Origin of the sequence: Pseudanabaena sp. lw0831 (assembly GCF_016584665.1) — a bacterium.
Taxonomy (GTDB): Bacteria; Cyanobacteriota; Cyanobacteriia; order Pseudanabaenales; family Pseudanabaenaceae; genus Pseudanabaena.
The window spans coordinates 21988-43942 of record NZ_BBJB01000045.1; the positions used below are offsets into that span (position 1 = coordinate 21988).

The window sequence follows — 21955 nt, forward strand, 5'->3', positions numbered from 1 at the left end:
TGGAGGTCTTGCAGGGGGCGTTATGTCAAAAGTTCTGATTAGTAGTTTGATCGATCAAATCAATACATTATTGAGCCGCCCAGTAGGATCAGTATCGAGGAAGCCATCCTCAGAGCTGATCAACCAGAGGGAGCAGCTAAAACAGCTGCGATCGCATCTTGAAGGACTAACTGATGACTCACATTTGGTTGATTTAGAGCCGCAATATCAAGCTTTAGTAACGCACTTGCAAGGAAAAAGCCATCCTCATAATGATCTAAACAATCATCTGGGAAGTGAACCATCTAATCAAAATGACGCAAAAACAGCAGAATTCAAGACAGACCTATTTAAAACAGATAAACTAGAAGCATTGCCACCCCTATTAGTTAGCCCAGTAGTTAGCAACTTATTTGGCGCTGAATCTTACTTGACAAAGGAGACTAGCACAATGACGAATGGCACACCTGAACCAAATTCTACATTTGTCAACGATCGCATGATTGCTTCGCTCCAGCAAGCAATTCAGCAGACATTGCAACAGGTTGTTAAAGAGTCAGTCCAGCAATCGGTGCAGCAAGTAGTCAGTCAAACTCTCGCCGTCGAAAGGGCGCTCATGGTAGGAGAAATTTCGGCGAGTTTAAATAAAATTGTTGAATCCCAGCAGCGATCGCAAATAAGTCAAGAATTAATTACTTTAAATCAACAAAAACAAAAGTTAAACGCTGAAATCTCGCAGCTAGAATCTGATCGTGTAACTTGGATGAAACAGTTTCAAGAGTTTCAAACGACTCAACAGGAAGCTCTAGATCGATCGCTAAGCTCAGTTAATAACTACGTGCGCGATCAGATCTCTGACTCATTGCAACAAACTATGCAGCAGACTATGGCGGGAACTGTAGCCGATAGGGTCAATCAAACAGTCGCCCAGACTCTTCAAGATAACTTAGCTAATCTATCCTCTACTACTGCTAGTCCATTGGCAGAGACTCCACAAACAGAATTTGCAAATAAAGTACAGGAACAAACTGATCGTTTTTTGCTGCATCTAGATGAAATGTTTAACACCACATTTCGATCGCTAGAGCAGGAAATCCAAGGCTATCAAACATCGATCGCTGCCAAGCTTGGTAATATCGAAACCCTTGAGCAAAAGGGTGAAGCTTTAATTAGTGCCTTAGTTGATCGGATCAGTCAACAAACTGTTCAACAGCCACAAAACTTTGCTGAAATATCTCCATCTGCCACCAATATATTGCCCGAATTACCAGATGATATCCCAATCCGATATCTAGAGACCTTTACAGAACCTGCTGATGAAGAATTAATCAAGGCCTTATTAGCGGGTAATAAGTTTGGCGAGGCGGATGAAGTTGAAACACCTGAAACATCAACTATTGAGGCTGAGCTTCTTGAAGTTGTGACAAGTGATGATATAAATAGTCCCGCTGAACTGGACAGTATATTAAGTGCAGACGAGGATTGCCTAATCGAGGAGCCAATTGTTGCAATACAAGCCGATCCGTTAATTGATCTAGCTGGCTTCGGTACAAGTATTATTCTCGACCCTCAAAGCGCGATCGCTGCTCGTGAGTTAAATCCCGATTTTGATTTAGAGGCGGCAACCCAAATAGTCGAAAGATTTGATACCCCGCGTACTCGAATGCAGGAAAATGAAGATGAAAGTAATAGTTTTGATTTACTATCATTAAATTTTCCTGTGGAGGAGGTAGTCAGCGAATCTGGAGAATTAATTGATGATCCTGAACTTCTGCAATGGTTAGAGGAAAGTAATAATCGTCCTAGTCCAACCACCAATATCGCTGATGTTTCCCCCGACGAAGATTTATTGTCATGGCTAGGTAACGAAGCTCTCGACATGGCTAAACTACCTGCCCAGAGAGAAGATCAATCACTAATTCTCAATAGTTCGACATCAGAAGAAGTTTTTACTGCTTCTCAAACTCCTCCTATTTCCTCGATTAATATAAATTTAGACATAAACAGTGATAGCCCAGATACTATAGAATCCAAAATCGAACAATTCTTAAATAGTTCTAATAATGATCAAGCCGATGATTCTGATGAATCACTAATCCTACTGACTAGTAAAAGCTTAAATGATTCAGCTTTTCCTGAATGGGAAGATTCACTAGTTGATGATCTTAATTTTGATCTGGAGCGCCTTGATGCTGGAGTTGGAGCCGATCCACAGATTGCTGCTAATCTCGATCAATTTATTCGCAATACGCCCTACGCTCTAACTAATTGGGAAACCGAAGAATCTCAAGCTTATCCTACGATCATTGAGGTCTCAGCCCAAGAATCAAGTGACAAAAATGTCAAATCGCAATCAGAAATTGATGAATTAGAAGTTCCACCAGTTATAGAAAATCCTAACACCTTATTTATTGATCGATTTGCTGATTCCTTTACTGATCGTGACGATCTCTCAGAGATGAACGTAGATATTGTCGATTTACAACTATCTCCATTTACAACTGAATCTAATGATATTCCTGAAATCTTTGACAATCCCGATTCTCTGTTTGACATAAAAACGGAAGAGCGGATTTCGGGAATAGAATTAACTCCTTCTTCCAATTTGTTGCCAGATTCGGTTCCGTCTAATATTGATGACATGGACGCAATTTTTGCAGCAGTAATAGCCGAAAACGCAGCTAAGTACTCTCAACCAACTCCATTTACAGCTAGTGATGAACTTGATGAATTGTTTGTGCCGATCGAAACTAGTAATCAGGGGGCAAGCATAAGTACAAGTCCAAATCCAAGTCTAGATGATGAAAGTGAGATTGATACGCTTTTGTTTGGGTTCGATCCTGCAACTGAATTAGAAGAATCTGATACAGTCATGCAAACTATAACTAAAGGAGATTCTAAGGGGATTGATGTTGGCGCGAAAACGATGCATGAGCCTCTTGTTCTTCCTGAATCAACGGAATCTATTGAAGAGCAATTAGATACAATTATGCAAGGCTTTGCACTGGAAGAGTCGATAGATTTTATTGACTCTTCAGAACTTACTGTAATTGAGACTGTCGAAGAAGTTCCAACAGCTTCGGGAAATTATAATACCAATATTACGCAAGAAGAAGCTGAAGATGATTGGACTATAGCTCTAGCGAATCTCGAATCCAAACTAGTGCAGCCAAATACAAGTAAAGATGATAATGATTCTAGTACTGAATCTTCAGAGTTATCAGCGGATGAGTTTTTCGCTTCTTTAGAATATGACAAGATAGATAGTTTCGCAAATACGATCGCAAAAGCTACGCCACCAAAATCTTCAGGCGAAGTCTCGATGGATGAGATCGCTGATTTCATCGATTTCGAGAATATCCCTGAAGAAGAGGAAGGCGACCTATTGCTTAATGAATTTGCAGATGCTCAGAGGAATGCTCCGAGCAATGTTGCCGATAATGAGTGGGAGAATTTATTAAGTGAATTGAACTCATTTAACTTTAACGAGCCATTGCTTGATGATATGCGTGAGCAGCTTGGGCTGTCATCAGTAGCGCCAATTAGTGACACCAGCGAAAATGTCTTCGATATTGACTCACTGGTATTGGAATCACGCAGTATGTCTTTGATTCCTGCTCCACCTGAAAAAGAAGTTTATAACCTTGATGATACTTGGGTTTTAGGTATTGATTTTGGTAGTACCGCCATAAGGGCAAGCTTACTTAATGCTGATACTGGTCGCGTGTATTCTCTATATCTTGACGATGCTGATGAAATGCCCTGCAAAATTGTTTGGCAAGCAGATCAAAGCTTAGATGATCCGATCGCTCAAGATATTCGGACGATCTCTAAGCGATCGCAGAATGCTGGACTAGAAGATGGCGAAGTGGCGATTGTCCATTTCAAACAGTTTCTCAAACTAGGTTTACCCTATCGCGGTGTAAGTACTTGGCAGCCAATCATCCAATGGACTGATCACAGTCAGGTAAGTCTGCGTTGGTTAATTGCTGCTCTTAAAAATCTACTGGAGCAAATTCAAACTAGAGCTAATCATCCTAAACTTCCTGATGTTGGGTTGATTTTGTTAAAGCTCAGCGGCGTTGTTTTTGGCTATCCTGCTAACTGGTCAGATACCTACATTCTTAATATTCGCGAAGCAATTCTTAAAGCAGGATTAGTTAGTCAAGCTGAGCAGGTGTTGGCTGTCGATCAGGCGATCGCCCCCGTTTTATCTTTGCTTCACGATCAGAAGATTTCACAGGAAGTTACGCTTTTAGTTGACGCAGGTGCAATTACAACCAGTCTCTGCTTGACTAAAGGGCTTAGTCAAACTAAAGATCGCTCCAAGATACATATTCGCAGCCTTGACTATGCGGGGATTAGCATCAGTCAAGATATTGTCGTCCAATTGTTCTATCCTCATTGGCAGTTAATCACCAATCCAAATCGTCATCTCTGCAATTTTGATCGTCTCAGCTTGCCAGAGATTGGCGCTGATGCCCCGCAGCAAAGGATTCTCCTTCAGCAATATTTGTTAAGTTCTAACCTTGGGCAACAAATGTTGGAGCTTGCCGATCGCATCAAAGTCACATTTGGTAGAGATGTTGGTGTCGATAGTTGGAATGAGGAACTGATGGGACAGCCGATCGTGGTTTTGCGGCGGGAGTTGGAAAACTTGATTTTGCAACCATTAATCCAACGACTTAATCGCGAACTAAATTCTATTCTCAGTAATGCGGGAGTTATTGGTGAAGATGTGCATCAAGTTTTGCTGTTAGGTAACACTATGCATATTCCCTTGCTATCACGTTGGCTATCCCAAAAACTGCCCAATGCGAAGATTAGCCCATTAGCGACAACAGTGTTGGCAAATGGGTTAGCTGTATCACCGCTCTATCCGAATTTGCAAGATGTCGCACGTCAGCAATATTCTGATTACTTTCTTCTGCAAGAGATTTGCCGCCTCAACCTCACGCAATCGGTCAATCCTAGTCAACTACTTCAACAATTACAAATGCGCGGAATTAATATCAAAACATGCCGCGATCGCATTTTGAGTATCCTGCAAGGTGATTTGCCAGAAGGTTTATTTCCTTGGCAAGAGCCAGAAAGTTTGGTGGTTTTAGAAGATCCGACTCTTAGCAGTGACTTGTTTGCAGGTCGCTTGTTTGAACTAGAAACTGATGGCACATATCAGCCCAATGTAGTCAAATTCCAGCAATTGCGTGTTTATTTACAAGCGATTATTGGCAATATGAGTCAAACGCTGAATGAACCACTCGTTTTTCCTGAAATCAAAACCTTGGCGCTCGCCAAGTAAACCCATAAGATGAAAGACCGCGCTTCGCGCGGTCTTTCATCTTATGGGTTTAAAAAATCGCGATCGCAAAGAGCTGTAAAATATTCATTCTTGCTGTGATTTTGGGAAATTTGAAGAGCTTATGCTAGCGAAACGCATTTTGCCTTGTCTAGATGTAAAAGCAGGTCGAGTTGTCAAAGGAGTCAACTTTGTCGATCTTAAGGATGCTGGAGATCCTGTTGAACTAGCACAGGCTTATAACCTTGCTGGAGCCGATGAACTGGTATTTCTAGATATCACAGCCACCCACGAAGATCGCGGCATTATTTTGGATGTGGTCTATCGCACTGCCGAGCAAGTATTTATTCCACTCACAGTGGGTGGCGGTGTGCGAAACCTAGACAATATTCGCGAACTTCTGCGAGCAGGTGCAGATAAGGTGAGCATGAATTCAGCAGCAGTAAATGATCCAGATTTAATTAATCGCAGTAGCGATCGCTTTGGTAATCAGTGCATTGTTGTGGCGATCGATGCCAGACGGAGGCATGATCCTAATAATCTCGGCTGGGATGTGTATGTACGGGGTGGACGTGAAAATACAGGTATTGATGCGCTCTGGTGGGCACAAGAAGTAGTTAGGCGCGGCGCTGGTGAAATTTTACTTACTAGTATGGATGCTGATGGGACAAAGGCAGGTTATGATCTGGACTTAACCCGTCAAGTTGCAGATTTAGTGGAAGTTCCTGTAATTGCTTCAGGTGGTGCGGGTAATTGCGAACATATTCTGCAAGCAGTGACTGAAGGTAGAGCTGAAGCGGCTCTGCTGGCTTCGTTACTTCACTATGGAGAACTAACGATCGCTGAGATTAAAGATTATCTAAGTGCTAACCAAATTCCTGTGCGATCGCTGCATTCTTAGGAGTTTGTTTGTGGCGCGGCTTCGCCGCGCCACAAACAAACTGGTTCTATTTCAAGAAAAAAAATTTTTATGGCTACAAATTCTCCTATCACCAAACTAGATCAACCCGATGATTGGCTATACGATCGCTCAGTTTTAGGGTGGGTACTTAATCCAGCTCTTAGCAAACAGTTACCATTTCTATATCGCATCTTCAGTTTGTACTGTAAATTGTATTTTGGTCTCACAGGCAAAAGCTATCTTAAAGGCGGTAGACAATTATTCAGATTTCTATCAAATATTTTCTATCGACTTTCGCCAGATCAATATTTAGAGCTAAAACTATCTGGTTATCAAGTATTTCTCAATCCAACTGATATGCGCCTCTTTCAAGTGGTGAATGAGCTAGCTAGTGGAGATACCGATACGCGAGTTTTATCACAATTGCTTTCTGTAGGGGACACTTTTCTGGATATTGGCGCAAATCATGGCAGCTTTGCGATCGTGGCAAGCAAGATGGTTGGAGCGAATGGTTTTGTGCTTGCCGTTGAGCCTCAGCCGCGCTTAGCCAAAGCTTTAGAAAAATCTCTGACGGCTAATGCGCTCTGTAAATTCCAGATTCATAATCTTGCCGTTGGCGATACCGATGGAGAAATAGAATTATTAGTGCCAATTGGGACATCTGGTTCGGCGGGAGTATTTCCAGAGCATTCAGCAACTCATCAGTTCAATGCGATTAAGGTTCCAATTAGGCGGTTTGATGACTTAGTAGACTGGCAAAAGTTTACTGGCAAAGTTTTACTAAAACTTGATGTAGAAGGTAGTGAATGTGCGTTTCTCGCAGGTGCAAGCAAAATGATTGCTTTTCTAAAACCAACTCTAATTATTGAAATTCATCCTACTAGTCTCAGAGCCGCAGGTACAACGGGAGATAAGCTAAAGGAATTATTGCAAGCACTTGGCTACAAAAGCTATACAGAAATGAACGATAGCGATCGCACTTTTGCGTTGCAAGATTTAAATACCGATGTCCAAAGGAATGTCGTGATGAAGATAGCATAGACCAGAAACAAGAGCGCTTTAGCGCTCTTGTTTCTCTGTGCAGAATTCCTAACTTTATTCAACAATTCCCAAAATAGTTTGAGGGTTTGTGCGAGTTAGTTGCGGAGCAATCAATCCTGAAGAATAAAGATGAGGATTGGTCTGAGCAACTAAGCTAAAAGCATCACGAGCTTGTTCAGTTACCGCAACAGTTTTTACGTCGTATGTCTGAGTTGCCAATTTGGGATAAAAACCGATCGCGACAATCGGCACAAGCAAGCAAGCGGCAATAAATACTTCGCGAGGTTTCGCATCGCTAACATATTTATCTAAATGTAAATCTAGGTTGGGCTGACCGTAGAAAACTTGACGCAAGGTTGAGAGTAGATAAATGGGAGTGAGAATTACTCCAACTGCTGCTAAGCCAATCATCACGATTTTGAAGTTAGATGCGTAGACATCGCTGGTAGTGATACCCAGAAAAATATTTAACTCACTCACAAATCCACTCATCCCAGGGAGGGCAAGAGATGCCATTGCCGCTGCCGTCATTAGGGCAAAAGCCTTAGGCATGATTTTGGCGATACCGCCCATTTCATCCATCATCAAGGTATGGGTGCGATCGTAGGTGACTCCTGCAAGGAAGAACAACGCTGCCGCAATTAGTCCGTGAGAAATCATTTGGAGCAATGCACCACTTACACCCAAATCATTAAATGATGCTAATCCCACAAGGATAAAGCCCATGTGTGAAATCGAAGAGTAGGCTAGGCGGCGCTTGAGATTTTGTTGAGCGAATGCTGCCATTGCGCCATAGACAATGCCGACTACCCCCAAAACCGCGAGCAAAGGCGCGAAGTAAACGTGAGCATTGGGCAACATTTCAATATTGAAACGAATTAGTGCATAGCCCCCCATTTTTAGCAATACCCCAGCTAATACCATCGATACTGGTGCAGAGGCTTCCCCGTGAGCATCTGGCAACCAAGTATGCAAAGGGAAAATTGGCAACTTTACACCAAAGGCAATTAAGAAACCTGCATAGGCGAGTAACTCAAAAGCGATCGGATACTGCTTCATACCCAGTTCAGCCATATTAAATGTTGTCGTATCCCCGTAAAATGCCATCGCTAAACCAGCGACGAGAATAAAAATCGAACCTAATGCTGTGTAGAGAATAAACTTTGTCGCAGCATAAAGACGCTTCGGCCCACCCCAAATTGAAATCAGCAGATACACAGGAATCAGTTCTAATTCCCACATGAAGAAAAACAATAACAAATCTTGGGCTGCAAATACACCAATTTGAGCACTGTATAAGCAAAGCATCAAGAAATAGAATAGTTTTGACTTATTAGTAACATTCCAACTTGCAAAAATGGCTAGGGTTGTAATCAAGCCTGTCAATAAAATTAGCGGCATCGATAAACCGTCAACCGCCAATGACCAGTTCAAACCAAGTTGGGGAATCCAATCATAGTTTTCTGACATCTGGAATGATGCTTCATGGAGATTGTATTGACTCCAGAATGCATAGACCATTAAAGACAATTCAATAAATCCTACTGCCATTGAGTATGATCGCACATTCTTCGCATCGTCGTACTTGTCAGGTATGAAAGGAATCACGAAGGCTGCTACAAGTGGTAACAGCAAGATAGTGGTAAGCCAAGGAAATTCTGCAACAGACATGATGAGGATAAATACTTACTCGTTAATTCAATTGTATTAAGAATTTGTAAACTTGTGTTAAGTCTTTTGATATAAAAGTTAACAAATCATCAAAACTATCAAATAGACTCAAAGCCATGCCAGAAGTCATTTCCTAGGATATAGACTGGCATTCATCTACAAATTGTCATCTAAATAATGAATATCATCACTTTATTACTATCGTTAAACCTCAAAACCAGAAACAGCAATTCCCGCTCTTTCTAGTTTCTCAATGAGCAAGTGCGATCGCGAGACAATTTCTATTAAGATCAAATTTCTATAGCACTTACGCAAGAATCGCACTCTGTGAGTGCGATTCTTGCAAATCAACAAACCTTATACGTTCTCACAACACAAATGAAGACTTGGCTCAAACCTGCTCAAAGACTAGAAAAACTCCCTCCATACGTTTTTGCCCGTCTAGATGAGTTGAAGTTACGAGCGAAAGAGCAAGGTCTAGATTTGATCGATCTCGGTATGGGCAACCCCGATGGTCCCACCCCTGAACCAGTAGTCGAAGCCGCGATCGCTGCTTTACGAAACCCCAAAAATCATGGCTATCCCCCCTTTGAAGGGACGGCTAGTTTTCGCCGGGCGATCACTGACTGGTACAAGCGTCGTTACAATGTACAACTTGATTCTGAAGGCGAAGCATTACCTTTAATTGGCTCTAAAGAAGGCTTAGGGCATTTAGCGATCGCCTATATCGATCCTGGCGATCTGGTACTTGTACCCAGTCCTGCTTATCCTGCCCATTTTCGGGGGCCATTACTGGCTGGCGGTGAGATCTATGAAATGATTCTCAAACCTGAACAAGACTGGTTGATCGATCTATCGGCAATTCCCGAAGAGATCGCCCAACGCGCCAAAGTGATGTACTTCAACTATCCTGCAAACCCCACGGGTGCAGTTGCGCCACGGGAATTTTTTGAAGAAGTAGTTGCTTTTGCCAAGAAATACGAGATTTTACTAGTTCACGATCTTTGCTATGCCGAACTTGCTTTTGATGGCTATACGCCTACTAGTTTGCTGGAAATCGAAGGCGGCAAAGATGTGGGTGTAGAATTTCATACTCTCTCCAAAACCTATAATATGGCTGGCTGGCGCGTGGGCTTTGTGGTCGGCAATCGTCATATTATTCAAGGTTTACGTACCCTCAAAACTAACCTCGATTACGGGATCTTCTCCGCGATCCAAGTTGCCGCCGAGACAGCACTGCAACTACCTGATACTTATTTAGAGGCTGTCTGCGATCGCTACAAAGAACGCCGTGATTTCTTGATCTCAGGGCTAGCCGAACTCGGTTGGGATATTCCCAAAACATACGCCACCATGTATCTCTGGATTCCTGTACCTGTGGGGATGACATCTGCTGACTTCGCTCTAAAAGTTTTAGAAAGTACAGGCGTAGTGTTTACCCCTGGCAGTGCTTTTGGGAAAGGCGGCGAAGGCTATGTCAGAATTAGTTTGATCGCTGACTGCGATCGTCTTGGCGAAGCACTCAATCGCCTCAAGCAATCTGGAATACGTTACAAATAGATATAAGGTGTGGTGCAAAGCACCACACCTTATATCTGAATTACCCAAGTAAAAAGGAAAAAGTGTTTAATCTGTTGCCTCTTGCTTTTGAATTTACATCTCCAGGTCCGATCGCTTTTGAGGTTGGACCACTTTCGATCCGTTGGTATGGATTGCTAATCGCTTCAGCAATAATTTTTGGGACGGTACTAGCGCAAAAACTTGCGGAAAAGCGCAATGTTGATCCAGAGTTGGTTGGCGATCTGGCGATTTGGCTTGTAGTTGGGGCGATCCCCTGCGCTCGTTTTTACTATGTCCTGTTTGAGTGGCATCGCTTCCAGAATCAAGAATGGTACAAAATATTTGCAATCTGGGAAGGTGGGATTGCTATTCATGGGGCGATTATTGGTGGGGCGATCGCGGCAACTATATTTTGCAAACGCCAAAAAATTTCCACATGGTTAATGGCCGATATTGTTATGCCTGCGGTAATTTTGGGCCAGGCGATCGGGCGTTGGGGCAATTTTTTTAATTCGGAAGCTTTTGGCAGCCCGACTGACTTACCTTGGAAATTATTTATCCCCATCAATCGTCGTCCACCTGAATTTGTCAACGAATCATACTTTCACCCCACATTTCTATATGAATCTGTCTGGAATATTGGTGTATTTGCGATTCTAATCTTTACATTCCTGCGCTTTCCTAAACTTAGGACTGGCACAATTACAATGATGTATGCGATCGCTTACAGCATCGGTAGATTTTGGATCGAAGGTTTACGCACCGACAGCTTAATGGTAGGTGGGCTTCGCACCGCACAGATGATTAGTTTGGCTGCGATCGCCGCAGGTATCTTTGGCTTAATTTGGCTATACGGATTGCGCCGTAGGTTTCCCGATACCACTCCTAAAGAAATAACGTCCGAAAACCTATGATCAAATTGCCCCATACCGATCCTCGCGAAATGGTGGAAACCGCATTCCTCGCTAGTACCACCGCCATGTTGTTTCTCATTAATTTTTACTTTCCCCTCGGTCCATTGCTGAGAATGCTATTTCCATTGCCAACAGCTCTAGCCTATTTACGCTGGAATAGCCGCGCCGCATGGATGTCAATGGTCGTAACAGCATTACTTCTAGCAATTTTGATGGGGCCAACCCGTAGTATTCAGTATATTGTCCCCCATGGTTTAGTTGGAGTCACGTTGGGATATTTATGGAAACGAGATTTTCCTTGGTCGGGTTCGCTGAGCATTGCGACAATGATTGGCTCAGTTGGCACGGCTTTTCAGTTTGCTTTTTTATCAGTCTTGATGGGTGAAAATGTCTGGAACTATTCAATTGCCCAGATTACAGGGTTACTCAATTGGGTGATGCAGCTTTTCGGGTCGCTGGAACAGCCAGATTTTGCGACAATTCAGATTTTTGCGATCGCAGCCATTATCTTTAGTAACTTTGCCTATCAATTACTCGTGCATTTAGTCGCTTGGATTGTGCTCGATCGCCTTGGCAACCCTATTCCCAGTCCCCCAAAATGGATAGAATCTTTGTTAGTTTGAACGTAAAATCCTCACTTAAACGATTTTTTACCCCCTAGTCATCAGCATGTCTAAGACAATCTTTTGAAAAACTTAATTAATTGACACAATATCGAATAAGAAATTATACTCATTAGTTAACCGCACAGAATGCCTATAATTCTGAAATATTGGCGCAAATCACTTTCGTTACCATGACCAACCCTGCCGAATCAAATCAAACTGTAATTACAAACTCATCAATTGCTCTATCTGAAAGAGAGCTACAAGTGATTGAATTAGTAGCTGGTGGCTTAACCAACCAAGATATTGCAATCAAACTAGCGATTAGCAAACGTACTGTGGATAATCACATCAGCAACATTTTAACAAAAACGAAAACTGATAATCGGGTTTCACTGGTGCGTTGGGCTTTGCAATGGGGTAAGGTATGCATTGACGAAGTCAATTGCTGCATAATTGGCACACATCCAGTTAGTAATGTTTTAGATGCAAAAGATTTAGGGCAGGAATTAGAAAGTGCCTAGTGGGGAATTAGCAATTAATCGTTGCAAGATTGTTTATAAGCCTGATATTGCTCTAGCGATGTATAGAGAGTTAGCATCTCATATCGAACAAATTGACAATGTTGACGCTGAATTGTTTTGGCAAGAAAGCGTTGAATTTAGTTATTTAGGTAGTCAAATTGGTGGTTTGTGGCTTACCTACCCTCAATCAATACCTGAGCAATCCCAATTTTTAATAAAAAATATTTTGAACCATTACGGAGATTGGACATCTGATCCCAAAGATTAAAAAAGTGCGCTTCGTGCACTTTTTTATATTAGAAACCTATGAGAAGACGCATATTTACTGATTTCGATGGTCCAATCATGGACGTGTCAGAGCGATATTACCAAGTTTACTTATATTGCTTAGAAAAAATTCGCAAGCCCGAACAGGTAGTTACAACCTTATCAAAGTCCGAGTTTTGGGAATTAAAGCGATCTCAAGTACCTGAAAAGGAAATTGCAAATTTATCAGGCTTTGAAGACGAGAAACAATCCATTGCTTTTGCTCATCTGCGCCGTGCCACTGTGCATACAAATCCCTATTTTTCCTATGATCGCCTGATTGACATTGCAATTCCAGCATTAGAAAAAGCTCAACAGTTAGGAATCGATCTCGCAGTGATGACCATGCGTCGTCGCCGCGAACTCGAACCTGTACTCGATCAATATAATTTAAGAAGATTTTTTTCTAGCGATCGCATTTTTTGTCTTGACGATGACTATGTAAAAACAGTCGATATCCAAGACAAACCCAAGTTAATGAAAATGGCTCAAGCTGATCTGCCAGAAGTTCATCATCAATGGATGATCGGCGATACTGAAGCAGATATTATCGCTGCTCAAACTTATGGTGTTCCAGCGATAGCGGTACTTAGTGGCATCCGCAATCAAGTTCAACTAGAAAAATACAAACCAAATCGAATCGTTACCAACTTAATTTGCGCAATAAATGAGGTTGTAGACCTATAAATAAAACAAAAGTAGTGATTCACACTGCTTTTGCTTTATTTATAGGTGTCAGATTACATGCCCCCTAAAAACTCTTGCTTAGCAATCTTTACCATCAAAGCTTGCTGACCTAAATAAAGCATATGTAGCTCAGTAAGAAGTTGCTTAGCTGAATCTATATCAATATTTTGGATCTGCTGGCAAAACATCATATGGGTAAATTGCTTTTCGACAGGTAAGTCACTCATAAGTACCTCATTTACAAATCAATCAATGACACTAAACTATTACAATAACCAATGCTTTGAAGTTGCTTTAGACTAGATATTAGTCACTGTGTCAACATAACGTAACAATACTTTAAAGTCATTGAAAAAACTGTATCACGATAAACATTTTTTCTAGATATACCCAAAGAAATATTTTCTATAAAAAGTCATAAAGGTATTCCTTATGATGGCTATAAGCAAATATATGTAAAACCGAGAAGAGAGTTGCGCCGCAACTCTCTTCTCGGTTTTACATAAGAAATAGCAGTGCGGGGCAAAGACTGGCGACGGCTATTTACGTGACTATAGATATCGTCTTAAGCAAGGCGATCGCTCCAAACCAAAAAAGCAGAAGATTCACAACGTGAATCTTCTGCTTTTTTTGGTTTGGGGATAAGAAAAAAACTAAAGCAAGCCAGTATTTGCGCCTTGCTTGCCAGTAGCTAGTTCAACTTTTACAATCTTGCCGCCCATTTTCATAATGCGTTGCTGTTCAGCAAACCAGTTGTCGAAGGACACTAGCTTCGTGAAATAGGTATTTTGCAACTCTCGTTGTGTACGAATACGAGTTTGGCTAGGTACACAAGCCGTGATTTTAAAACTCCGCATAGCGGCGATCTCCTTCAGAGCCAATTATTTAAAGATTAATTAGAAGTTAATTTCAAAGAAATATTTCTAGACTGATATAAGCGTTGGCGGCAAGATAGGAAGCTCAAGCTACCTACCTCCGCCGCCTTGTAAATATTAATTATTAAAAAATCAATAAATAGCAATTAACGCCATATCAAGCAATTAGCTCAAGCCTGAGCTGATGTAGTCAAGGTATACACCCAATTCTTTGCCAGCTTCAGAACCAACGATGCTAGCAGCAACTTCTTTGATTGCTTGGATAGCTTGAATGGTAGAAACTACAGGTACTCCAAGGGAGTTGTAGGTTTCTTTCAATCCATTGAGAACACGTTCGTCAAGGATCGAAGCATCACCAGCAAGCATTGCATAGGTTGCATAACGAAGGTAATAGTCGAGGTCGCGGATACATGCGGCATAACGACGGGTGGTGTACATGTTGCCGCCTGGACGGGTAACATCTGAGTACAACAAGGACTTAGCAACTGCTTCTTTAACGATGGTTGCAGAGTTAGCGGAGATCGCGGCGGAAGCACGAACGCGAAGTTCGCCAGTTGCGAAATATGCTTTTAGCTTTTCGAGAGAAGCGGCATCAAGGTATTTGCCTTGAACGTCAGAAGAATTGATGACGGAAGTAATTGCGTCTTGCATTTTTGTATATCTTTTAGGTTTGCAATTAGTTTTTTGAATTACAGATTCAGAATTCTGAATAGCTTAAATTCTGTTTTTAAAGAAAATTAATCCGAGAACAATCTGAAAACAATCTAAGAAAGTCTCAAGACCGATTTACTGCATTGCACCGATGACGTAGTCAAAGTAGTAACCAGCTTCGGCTGCATCTTCACCAGACAACAAGGAAGCTGCTGCATTCTTAAGACCACGTACACCTTCGACAACACCAGGAATAGGAGTGCCTAAAGAGTTGTACATTTCCTTAACGCCAACTAGACCGATTTCTTCGATAGGAGTAACATCACCAGACACAACTCCGTAGGTTACTAGGCGAAGGTAGTAGTCTAGGTCACGTAGGCAAGTTGCTGTCATTTGCTCACCATATGCATTTCCACCAGGAGAAACAACATCAGGACGCTTTTGGAAAAGTTGATCGCCAGCTTGCTTAACGATGCGCTCGCGGGATTCGGTCAATGTTTGGGCAATGCGAAGACGACGCTCACCAGAGCTTACAAAGCCCTTAATACGATCTAGTTCGCCAGGGCTGAGGTAACGTGCTTCAGCATCTGCATTCACGATAGACTTCGTGACTACGCTCATTTAATTTTTTCTCCAATCAAAAATGTGAATAAAAACGATTGATGTGATGCCATACCATGCAGGAATTCCTTTGCTTTAGCTATGTCCTATGAACAATCGCAAAAAGTTTGGGGCTTATCTGACATGGAAGGTTTCTTTGTCAAAGCAATGATTACCAAAACATTTTGAAGCATTGCGTTGTCTACAAGCTTTTCTTCATAACACTTCTTAACATTTCATATGTTATCACTAGTGTTGAAAGCCAAGAAAAATTAGGCTGAAAGTAACGCTGCACCTAGGGTTGCGACCCCTCCAAGGATCATTAGTCCTGCTGGCATAAATTTTTTGGTTTTGAGCAGACGCACGATGAAGACGATCACTAACATGGCCGAGATCGCCATCCCAGAGATTTTGCCCCACTCTTGATTTTGGACGGCGGCGAGTCCTGAGACGATTAATCCCACACCGCTAATGCTGCCCGAAATGATGGATGCTTTGCTTTGGCTTTTGGCAAAACCAATGATGCCGCCAACAATCGCGATGACTCCATAGACAAGCAAGGCAATGGTACTTGGGGATAAATTCATAGTTGGATGTCGAGTTGTAAAAACTAGGAGAATAAAAAATACTATCGACCATGCTAGCGAACTGTATTTCTAGGCGATCGCTAACTCCAAAGTTTGGTTACACAAGTTTACAAACAACAAAGATGTCACGCTTTGCGTGACATCTTTGTTGTGAAAGAAAGGTGGCGTTTTGCGCCGCCTTTCTTTCACATGGCATTTATAGCGTTTTGTACTTAAGCTCGAACCAAAAAATTTTTTGGTTCGGGTACTCGAAAATTGCTGTAAAGCGTGGGAGGGCAAAATTTAGAGCAGAAATAAATTGGTCATAACAGATGCAATGCGATTTAGATAGGGGGCAGGGTCAAGGGCGACCCAGCCGTCACCTGACGAAACCATGATCTCAAAGTGCAAATGTGGCCCAGTTGAGCGTCCTGTTGAGCCAACAATGCCCAATTGCTGACCTTGAGCTACATTTTGCCCCTGCGAGACATAAATTGCTTCAAGGTGAGCATAGCGAGTACCTGTGGAGCCGTGATCGAGCTCGACAAGGTTGCCATAGCCATCACCCCAGCCTGCAAATTCGACACGTCCTGCCTTGGCTGCAAGTACGGGTGTACCGAAAGATGCGCCAAGGTCGATGCCACTATGAAATGACCAGATGGTTGTGACAGGATTCATTCGCCAGCCATAGTTGGAGGTGACGGGGACTGCATAGGGCAGAGGATATCCGCCTGTTTGGAAGATGACATCAGGATTGCCTGAGCCTCTAGAAGCGATCGCAGGATTGAAAGGAACTGATTCAGGCTTCCAGATTGCCCCTGGTACAAATACGACTTTGGGCTTGCGTTGACAGCCGTTACGCTCAAAAAGAACATCTGCGCGTATCTTAAATTTTTTGGCAACAGTGGTGTAATTTTCTTCGTTTTGAAAGCGGTAGGTCAAACCATCTAGGGGCGGAATTGCTAAGGTTTGCCCCACCTTGACTTCACCGCTACGTACTTCGGGGTTTAGCCCCATCAGGGTTGCAGTTTTAAGTTCGTACTGCTTGGCGATCGCTTCTAGAGTTTCGCCCTGTTTGACCTTGTGCTGAGCAAGATCATCGAGGGTTGGCTTACCGCAAAGCTCTTCCGCCTCTTTTGAGTTGGCTTGATCGATCTGGGTTGGTGGGGTTGAAGTAGTCGCTAGTATGGCTGAGGGAAATAAACTAGCGATCGCACTAGTGACTAAAACTGGTAGCAGGGATATTTTCCAAGACGGATTCATGGAGTGTTACTTGAGATATGTGTGGGAGATACGTGGAACAGTAGGAGGCTAAATTTGTGATTTGATATCTGTGATTTGATCGAGAAAGTAACAAAAGATGAAGAATTAATACAAGAATCTTCACAATGCAAATTCTTAGATATTTTCGCAGCGATCGCCCTTTTATAGACACCACCGATCTGGTGAAATTAGATGGAGTTAAAGCGCTTTGCTCTCAAACCCGAACCAATAAATTTTTTAAAAGTGTTGCTTTGCAACACTTTTAAAAAATTTATTGGTTCGTTTGATCGAAAATTGTTGTGAATCACTCGCTAATTTTTTTATTGGCAATTTGCTTAGAGCAAGCTTATCTTTTCCAAAAATAAATCAAAAAACACTTCCAAAGATTATGACAAATTCACTAGTTTCTGTTAGTAAAGAGCAACTACAAACCTTCTTAGATATTGCTACTGAGGCAGCTTGTGCTGGTGGTGCAGTCCTGAAATCTTATATGGGAAATCTGAAGGAAAAGGAGGTTGAAGAAAAGCGTCCTGGAGATTTAGTCACGATCGCAGATAAAGAATCAGAAGCAATGGTTCTCTCAATTTTGCAGCGACACTTTCCTGAACATGGAATTTTGGCAGAGGAGTCGGGTGTATTAGGGAATACCGAAAGTCGATATTTATGGGCGATCGATCCTCTGGATGGCACAACTAATTATGCTCATCAATATCCATTTTCATCAGTTTCGATCGCTTTATTGATTGATGGAATTCCCTCAGTTGGGGCAATTTACGATCCCTTTCGCAATGAGATATTTCGGGCGGCGACAGGCTTAGGCGCAACTCGCAATCGTCTGCCGATCAATGTTTCTAAAACCACAGAACTCAGTCGCAGTTTGCTTGTGACAGGCTTTGCTTATGATCGCACTCTCGTTGAAGACAATAACTATGCTGAGTTTTGCCATTTTACGCATATCACCCAAGGTGTGCGGCGTGGTGGCTCGGCGGCGATGGACTTAGCCTATGTTGCTTGTGGACGTTTAGATGGCTATTGGGAGAGAGGCTTATCACTGTGGGACTTGGCGGCGGGTGTTGTCGTTGTCCGCGAGGCTGGTGGCATTGTCACTGCCTATGATGGCAGCGAACATATTCCCAAATCAGGAAGATTGCTGGCTACTAATGGTCATTTGCATAAGCAAATGATTGACGAATTGGCATTGATTAAGCCTTTACCATTTAAGTTTCCTTTTGGGCGTTAGCTCCACTCTAAAAAAATAGAATAAAAAAGCTGGTGCAAAGCACCAGCTTTTTTATTCTGGGGTTGGGAAACGTTCCATCAGGTAGCAGAGACAGTCTTGGCGAACGATATCGGTATTGAGACTGAGCATTGATGGCATCACGGGAACTTTTAAAATAATTTTGCCATTTTGAATTTGAAAATAATGATCGCCTTGTTCTTCACCCTCTTCACTTAAAGCTGACAAATAAGCTCTCTCGGTTTTAGCTTCACCAAAGTTTGCCCCAATTGGTAATTCACAGAAATTTAAACAATCCATCTCGGCTGGGAAAGTAATGTCATCATTAGGCTCGCCCGTAAAGCTGAAATTAACCTGCTCAGGTACTTTCACGATCGCGACTGTGTGAAACAAATTAATATCGGCGATCGCAGAGTCAGGCAAATCATCAAAACTATCGAGATTGAGGCAAGTTTCTACATATTCCAGTGCGTGAGCCGTGCCATGAGGTTTATCAGGCTGTCCACATTCCAAAACAATTGCAGGGCAAAACTCCCCAAAGGCATAGGATTGCACTGTTTTCGGGTTGGTGTAATACACCACAGTTTTATCGAATAGTCGCGCTAAATGTCGAGAATGCTTGTCTAAGTGGGTAATACAGCCATAGTGAGGATTTCTGCCCGTATTGTTGTGAATATCGATGCTGGCAAATGTACCGCGCGATCGCATTTCGGCAATCACCTTTTGCGCCATGATTTGCTCTGGTAATGGCTCTGAGGAGTCTCCGACTTGCCAAATGCGATTGTAGTCAGGCTGATCGGCTAAATGCCTTTGGCGATATCTAGCACCTTCGATATTGCCGATAAACAATGACAGCGATCGCGGTAGCTTTTTGTTTTGATATTTGCGAAGCAATTCGCGCATTGCTAACCAACTAGTTGTTTCATTGCCATGTAACAAAATCGAAACAAATAACGCTGGTTGGCGATCTCCTTCGAGGTGGATCAGGGTGGGGTGCTTTAGTAATTGCCAAAGTTGAGTAGATTCAAGCTCTAGTAAGCCATCGGGTATGCGATCGAAAATATCAAGCATAAAAAACATATTCATATAGAAATGGCGCTTAGCACCGTCTCTATTAAAACAAAAGGCACGCATAGCGTGCCTTTTGTTTCTAAAAACAATTTAGGCGCACCAATTGGTACGCCTAAATCTAAATGCAGGATAAAGAATAATTGCACTTAACGAAAAATAAACAAGAATCTTGCCAACTAAAAATTAGTAAGTAAGACCCATGCTGCGGCTGGTTTCAGCACCAAGATAGACACGGACGCTTAGGAAGTCAGTGGGGCAAGCAGTTTCGCAACGTTTGCAACCAATGCAGTCCTCGGTACGGGGAGAAGAAGCGATTTGAGCCGCTTTACATCCATCCCAAGGAACCATTTCCAAAACATCACAAGGACAGGCACGCACGCATTGTGTGCAGCCGATACAGGTGTCATAAATTTTGACTGCATGCGACATATTGCTATTGCTCCAATCAATATATGTACCTATCTCAAAAGAAAAAATAGGCACGGGATGTTTAAACCCAAGTTTATCGTAGTGGTTTACATTCGATGCTTAGATTGTGAGATAACTTAAAACAAATTAATATTTGGGGCTGTAATCAAGTTTTTATCTTGAATTTTATATAGATTTCGCCAATCGAAACTTAGAAAAGTGGGGCAGTACTTCGCGTCGTTCAACTGTTTGGTTTTTTATGTCGGAGTAAATAGTGACGAGAAATATATTTTCAATAATCTGAAGCGATCGCTTAAAAAACTATGCAAGACTTAATTATTCGTTAGTTTGTGGGCGCAAAGCGCCCACAAACTAACGAATAATTAAATAATAAATATTAATAAAATCCTTACCTATGAAACGCATTACCCTGCTTGGCTCCACTGGCTCGATTGGCACACAAACACTAGATATCGTTGCTGAGTATCCTGAAAAATTTCAGGTGGTTGGGATGACGGCAGGGGGAAATATCGAACTGCTTGCGAAACAAATTCGCCAGTTTCAGCCCGAAATTGTGGCGATCGCTAGTGAAAGTAAAATCTCTGAACTTAAAGATGCGATCGCCGATCTTGATGTGAAGCCAATCCTGTTAGCAGGAGCTGAAGGTGTGGAAACCGTGGCAGCCTATGGAGACTCTGAGACAGTGGTAACGGGAATTGTCGGTTGTGCTGGACTATTGCCGACGATCGCAGCGATTAAAGCGGGTAAAAATATTGCGTTGGCGAATAAGGAGACTTTAATCGCAGGTGGTGAGGTAGTTGTGCCATTAATGAAAAAATATGGCGTGAAGTTATTGCCTGCGGATTCTGAACACTCGGCGATTTTTCAATGTTTGCAGGGAGTGCCAGAAGGCGGACTGCGGCGGATTATTCTGACAGCTTCAGGCGGTGCATTTCGCGATCGCCCCACAGAGGAACTCGCATCGGTAACTGTTGCCGACGCATTGAAGCATCCTAACTGGGCGATGGGCAAGAAGATCACGATTGACTCAGCAACCCTCATGAATAAGGGATTGGAAGTAATCGAAGCTCATTATCTCTTTGGGGTTGATTATGACCAGATCGAGATTGTGATTCATCCTCAAAGTATTATTCATTCTCTAATCGAATTGGAGGATACTTCGGTACTAGCCCAGCTTGGCATTCCTGACATGCGGTTGCCATTGCTCTATTCCCTATCCTATCCTGATCGCATTCCTACCCAATGGGAACGACTCGATTTAGTCAAGTGTGGTACGCTCACCTTCCGCGCCCCCGATCATCAGAAATATCCTTGCATGGAGCTAGCCTACGCCGCTGGTCGTGCGGGTGGAACCATGCCTGCGGTGTTGAATGCCGCTAATGAGCAAGTAGTAGAACTATTTTTACAAGAGCGAATTCGTTATGTCCAAATTGCTGATTTAATTAAATATGTATGCGATCGGCACAATTGTGTTTCTAAACCAGAACTTGAAGATATTCTCGAAGCTGATAAATGGGCGAGAAATGCAGTGATCGAACAAGTTCTACTTAAAGTTTAGATAAGCTTTTCACTGTCACACAGCAAATAAAGCCTATTTAGTAGCTTCTTTATGATTAAAGACTAAATTCTGCTGCATTTTTGACATAAATAGCGAGGTTATTGGGAAAAAGTTCGTTTGTATATATGTCGTAAATCTTTTTGATCGGTATGAGAACCAATATGTCGTAGCGATCGCCCTTAGTGGTGCAGAAAAGTCTTGAAAGAGTTGACACACAT

The 21955-nt window shown here is 42.4% G+C and carries 20 protein-coding genes; 11 read left to right on the forward strand and 9 right to left on the reverse strand.

Annotation, left to right across the window (positions count from 1 at the left end):
* Window positions 1-22 precede the first annotated feature (22 nt).
* The 3 genes from APA_RS07950 to APA_RS07960 all read left to right on the forward strand — a co-directional run bounded on the left by APA_RS07950 (window position 23) and on the right by APA_RS07960 (window position 7220).
* Window positions 23-5281 (forward strand): hypothetical protein, encoded by a 5259-nt coding sequence (locus APA_RS07950; protein ID WP_201321756.1) that lies wholly within the window; start codon window positions 23-25, stop codon window positions 5279-5281.
* A 121-nt stretch (window positions 5282-5402) separates the two neighbouring features.
* A complete protein-coding gene (hisF, locus tag APA_RS07955; protein WP_201321757.1) occupies window positions 5403-6179 on the forward strand; it encodes an imidazole glycerol phosphate synthase subunit HisF in 777 nt (258 codons plus the stop codon).
* Between the two features lie 69 nt (window positions 6180-6248).
* Entirely contained in the window at window positions 6249-7220 is a 972-nt protein-coding gene (locus APA_RS07960; protein ID WP_201321758.1) for an FkbM family methyltransferase, read from the forward strand.
* A gap of 54 nt (window positions 7221-7274) precedes the next feature.
* On the opposite strand, the gene APA_RS07965 is transcribed toward APA_RS07960, so the two are convergent.
* A complete protein-coding gene (locus tag APA_RS07965; protein WP_201321759.1) occupies window positions 7275-8891 on the reverse strand; it encodes an NAD(P)H-quinone oxidoreductase subunit 4 in 1617 nt (538 codons plus the stop codon).
* 378 nt (window positions 8892-9269) lie between these two features.
* Here APA_RS07965 and APA_RS07970 point away from each other — a divergent pair, with 378 nt between their 5' ends.
* The 6 genes from APA_RS07970 to APA_RS07995 all read left to right on the forward strand — a co-directional run bounded on the left by APA_RS07970 (window position 9270) and on the right by APA_RS07995 (window position 13487).
* Entirely contained in the window at window positions 9270-10451 is a 1182-nt protein-coding gene (locus APA_RS07970) for an aspartate aminotransferase (protein ID WP_201321760.1), read from the forward strand.
* Between the two features lie 62 nt (window positions 10452-10513).
* The gene (lgt, locus tag APA_RS07975) at window positions 10514-11365 is read left to right on the forward strand and encodes a prolipoprotein diacylglyceryl transferase (protein WP_201321761.1); all 852 of its coding nucleotides are present in this window, start codon (window positions 10514-10516) and stop codon (window positions 11363-11365) included.
* Entirely contained in the window at window positions 11362-11988 is a 627-nt protein-coding gene (locus APA_RS07980; protein WP_201321762.1) for a DUF2232 domain-containing protein, read from the forward strand. Before lgt ends, APA_RS07980 begins: the two co-directional genes overlap by 4 nt.
* A gap of 173 nt (window positions 11989-12161) precedes the next feature.
* Window positions 12162-12494 carry a helix-turn-helix transcriptional regulator gene (locus APA_RS07985; protein WP_201321763.1) on the forward strand — a complete coding sequence of 111 codons (333 nt, stop codon included), beginning with the start codon at window positions 12162-12164 and terminating at the stop codon, window positions 12492-12494.
* Complete coding sequence (locus tag APA_RS07990; protein WP_201321764.1) at window positions 12487-12762, forward strand: hypothetical protein; 276 nt, start codon at window positions 12487-12489, stop codon at window positions 12760-12762. The genes APA_RS07985 and APA_RS07990 overlap by 8 nt, the downstream gene beginning before the upstream one ends.
* A gap of 38 nt (window positions 12763-12800) precedes the next feature.
* Window positions 12801-13487 (forward strand): HAD family hydrolase, encoded by a 687-nt coding sequence (locus APA_RS07995; protein ID WP_201321765.1) that lies wholly within the window; start codon window positions 12801-12803, stop codon window positions 13485-13487.
* Window positions 13488-13540: 53 nt separating this feature from the next.
* Here the strand turns inward: APA_RS07995 and APA_RS08000 are convergent, their stop codons facing one another.
* From APA_RS08000 to APA_RS08025, 6 genes are all read right to left on the reverse strand, one after another.
* On the reverse strand, window positions 13541-13714 hold the full coding sequence (locus APA_RS08000; RefSeq protein WP_201321766.1) for a hypothetical protein: 174 nt from the start codon (window positions 13712-13714) through the stop codon (window positions 13541-13543).
* A 426-nt stretch (window positions 13715-14140) separates the two neighbouring features.
* A complete protein-coding gene (locus tag APA_RS08005) occupies window positions 14141-14344 on the reverse strand; it encodes a phycobilisome linker polypeptide (RefSeq protein ID WP_201321767.1) in 204 nt (67 codons plus the stop codon).
* Window positions 14345-14527: 183 nt separating this feature from the next.
* On the reverse strand, window positions 14528-15013 hold the full coding sequence (apcB, locus tag APA_RS08010; RefSeq protein WP_103667190.1) for an allophycocyanin subunit beta: 486 nt from the start codon (window positions 15011-15013) through the stop codon (window positions 14528-14530).
* A 135-nt stretch (window positions 15014-15148) separates the two neighbouring features.
* Window positions 15149-15634 (reverse strand): allophycocyanin subunit alpha, encoded by a 486-nt coding sequence (gene apcA, locus APA_RS08015; protein WP_094536173.1) that lies wholly within the window; start codon window positions 15632-15634, stop codon window positions 15149-15151.
* Window positions 15635-15885: 251 nt separating this feature from the next.
* The gene (locus tag APA_RS08020; protein WP_201321768.1) at window positions 15886-16200 is read right to left on the reverse strand and encodes a TMEM14 family protein; all 315 of its coding nucleotides are present in this window, start codon (window positions 16198-16200) and stop codon (window positions 15886-15888) included.
* A 282-nt stretch (window positions 16201-16482) separates the two neighbouring features.
* Complete coding sequence (locus APA_RS08025; protein WP_201321769.1) at window positions 16483-17442, reverse strand: peptidoglycan DD-metalloendopeptidase family protein; 960 nt, start codon at window positions 17440-17442, stop codon at window positions 16483-16485.
* 388 nt (window positions 17443-17830) lie between these two features.
* Between APA_RS08025 and APA_RS08030 the strand changes: the two genes are divergently transcribed.
* The gene (locus tag APA_RS08030; protein WP_201321770.1) at window positions 17831-18682 is read left to right on the forward strand and encodes an inositol monophosphatase family protein; all 852 of its coding nucleotides are present in this window, start codon (window positions 17831-17833) and stop codon (window positions 18680-18682) included.
* Window positions 18683-18733: 51 nt separating this feature from the next.
* Here the strand turns inward: APA_RS08030 and APA_RS08035 are convergent, their stop codons facing one another.
* On the reverse strand, window positions 18734-19750 hold the full coding sequence (locus tag APA_RS08035; protein ID WP_201321771.1) for a M14 family metallopeptidase: 1017 nt from the start codon (window positions 19748-19750) through the stop codon (window positions 18734-18736).
* Between the two features lie 183 nt (window positions 19751-19933).
* A complete protein-coding gene (gene psaC, locus APA_RS08040) occupies window positions 19934-20179 on the reverse strand; it encodes a photosystem I iron-sulfur center protein PsaC (RefSeq protein WP_009628656.1) in 246 nt (81 codons plus the stop codon).
* Between the two features lie 394 nt (window positions 20180-20573).
* On the opposite strand from psaC, the gene APA_RS08045 reads away from it, so the two are divergent.
* Window positions 20574-21737: a 1-deoxy-D-xylulose-5-phosphate reductoisomerase gene (locus tag APA_RS08045; RefSeq protein WP_201321772.1), complete on the forward strand. Its 1164-nt coding sequence runs from the start codon at window positions 20574-20576 to the stop codon at window positions 21735-21737.
* Window positions 21738-21955 lie beyond the last annotated feature (218 nt).

Coding starts and splice junctions, on each gene's coding strand:
- APA_RS07950 (WP_201321756.1), top strand. CDS start 23: ATGTCAAAAGTTCTGATTAGTAGTTTGATCGATCAAATCAATACATTA.
- hisF (WP_201321757.1), top strand. CDS start 5,403: ATGCTAGCGAAACGCATTTTGCCTTGTCTAGATGTAAAAGCAGGTCGA.
- APA_RS07960 (WP_201321758.1), top strand. CDS start 6,249: ATGGCTACAAATTCTCCTATCACCAAACTAGATCAACCCGATGATTGG.
- APA_RS07965 (WP_201321759.1), bottom strand. CDS start 8,891: ATGTCTGTTGCAGAATTTCCTTGGCTTACCACTATCTTGCTGTTACCA.
- APA_RS07970 (WP_201321760.1), top strand. CDS start 9,270: ATGAAGACTTGGCTCAAACCTGCTCAAAGACTAGAAAAACTCCCTCCA.
- APA_RS07980 (WP_201321762.1), top strand. CDS start 11,362: ATGATCAAATTGCCCCATACCGATCCTCGCGAAATGGTGGAAACCGCA.
- APA_RS07985 (WP_201321763.1), top strand. CDS start 12,162: ATGACCAACCCTGCCGAATCAAATCAAACTGTAATTACAAACTCATCA.
- APA_RS07995 (WP_201321765.1), top strand. CDS start 12,801: ATGAGAAGACGCATATTTACTGATTTCGATGGTCCAATCATGGACGTG.
- APA_RS08000 (WP_201321766.1), bottom strand. CDS start 13,714: ATGAGTGACTTACCTGTCGAAAAGCAATTTACCCATATGATGTTTTGC.
- APA_RS08005 (WP_201321767.1), bottom strand. CDS start 14,344: ATGCGGAGTTTTAAAATCACGGCTTGTGTACCTAGCCAAACTCGTATT.
- apcB (WP_103667190.1), bottom strand. CDS start 15,013: ATGCAAGACGCAATTACTTCCGTCATCAATTCTTCTGACGTTCAAGGC.
- apcA (WP_094536173.1), bottom strand. CDS start 15,634: ATGAGCGTAGTCACGAAGTCTATCGTGAATGCAGATGCTGAAGCACGT.
- APA_RS08020 (WP_201321768.1), bottom strand. CDS start 16,200: ATGAATTTATCCCCAAGTACCATTGCCTTGCTTGTCTATGGAGTCATC.
- APA_RS08025 (WP_201321769.1), bottom strand. CDS start 17,442: ATGAATCCGTCTTGGAAAATATCCCTGCTACCAGTTTTAGTCACTAGT.
- APA_RS08030 (WP_201321770.1), top strand. CDS start 17,831: ATGACAAATTCACTAGTTTCTGTTAGTAAAGAGCAACTACAAACCTTC.
- APA_RS08035 (WP_201321771.1), bottom strand. CDS start 19,750: ATGCTTGATATTTTCGATCGCATACCCGATGGCTTACTAGAGCTTGAA.
- psaC (WP_009628656.1), bottom strand. CDS start 20,179: ATGTCGCATGCAGTCAAAATTTATGACACCTGTATCGGCTGCACACAA.
- APA_RS08045 (WP_201321772.1), top strand. CDS start 20,574: ATGAAACGCATTACCCTGCTTGGCTCCACTGGCTCGATTGGCACACAA.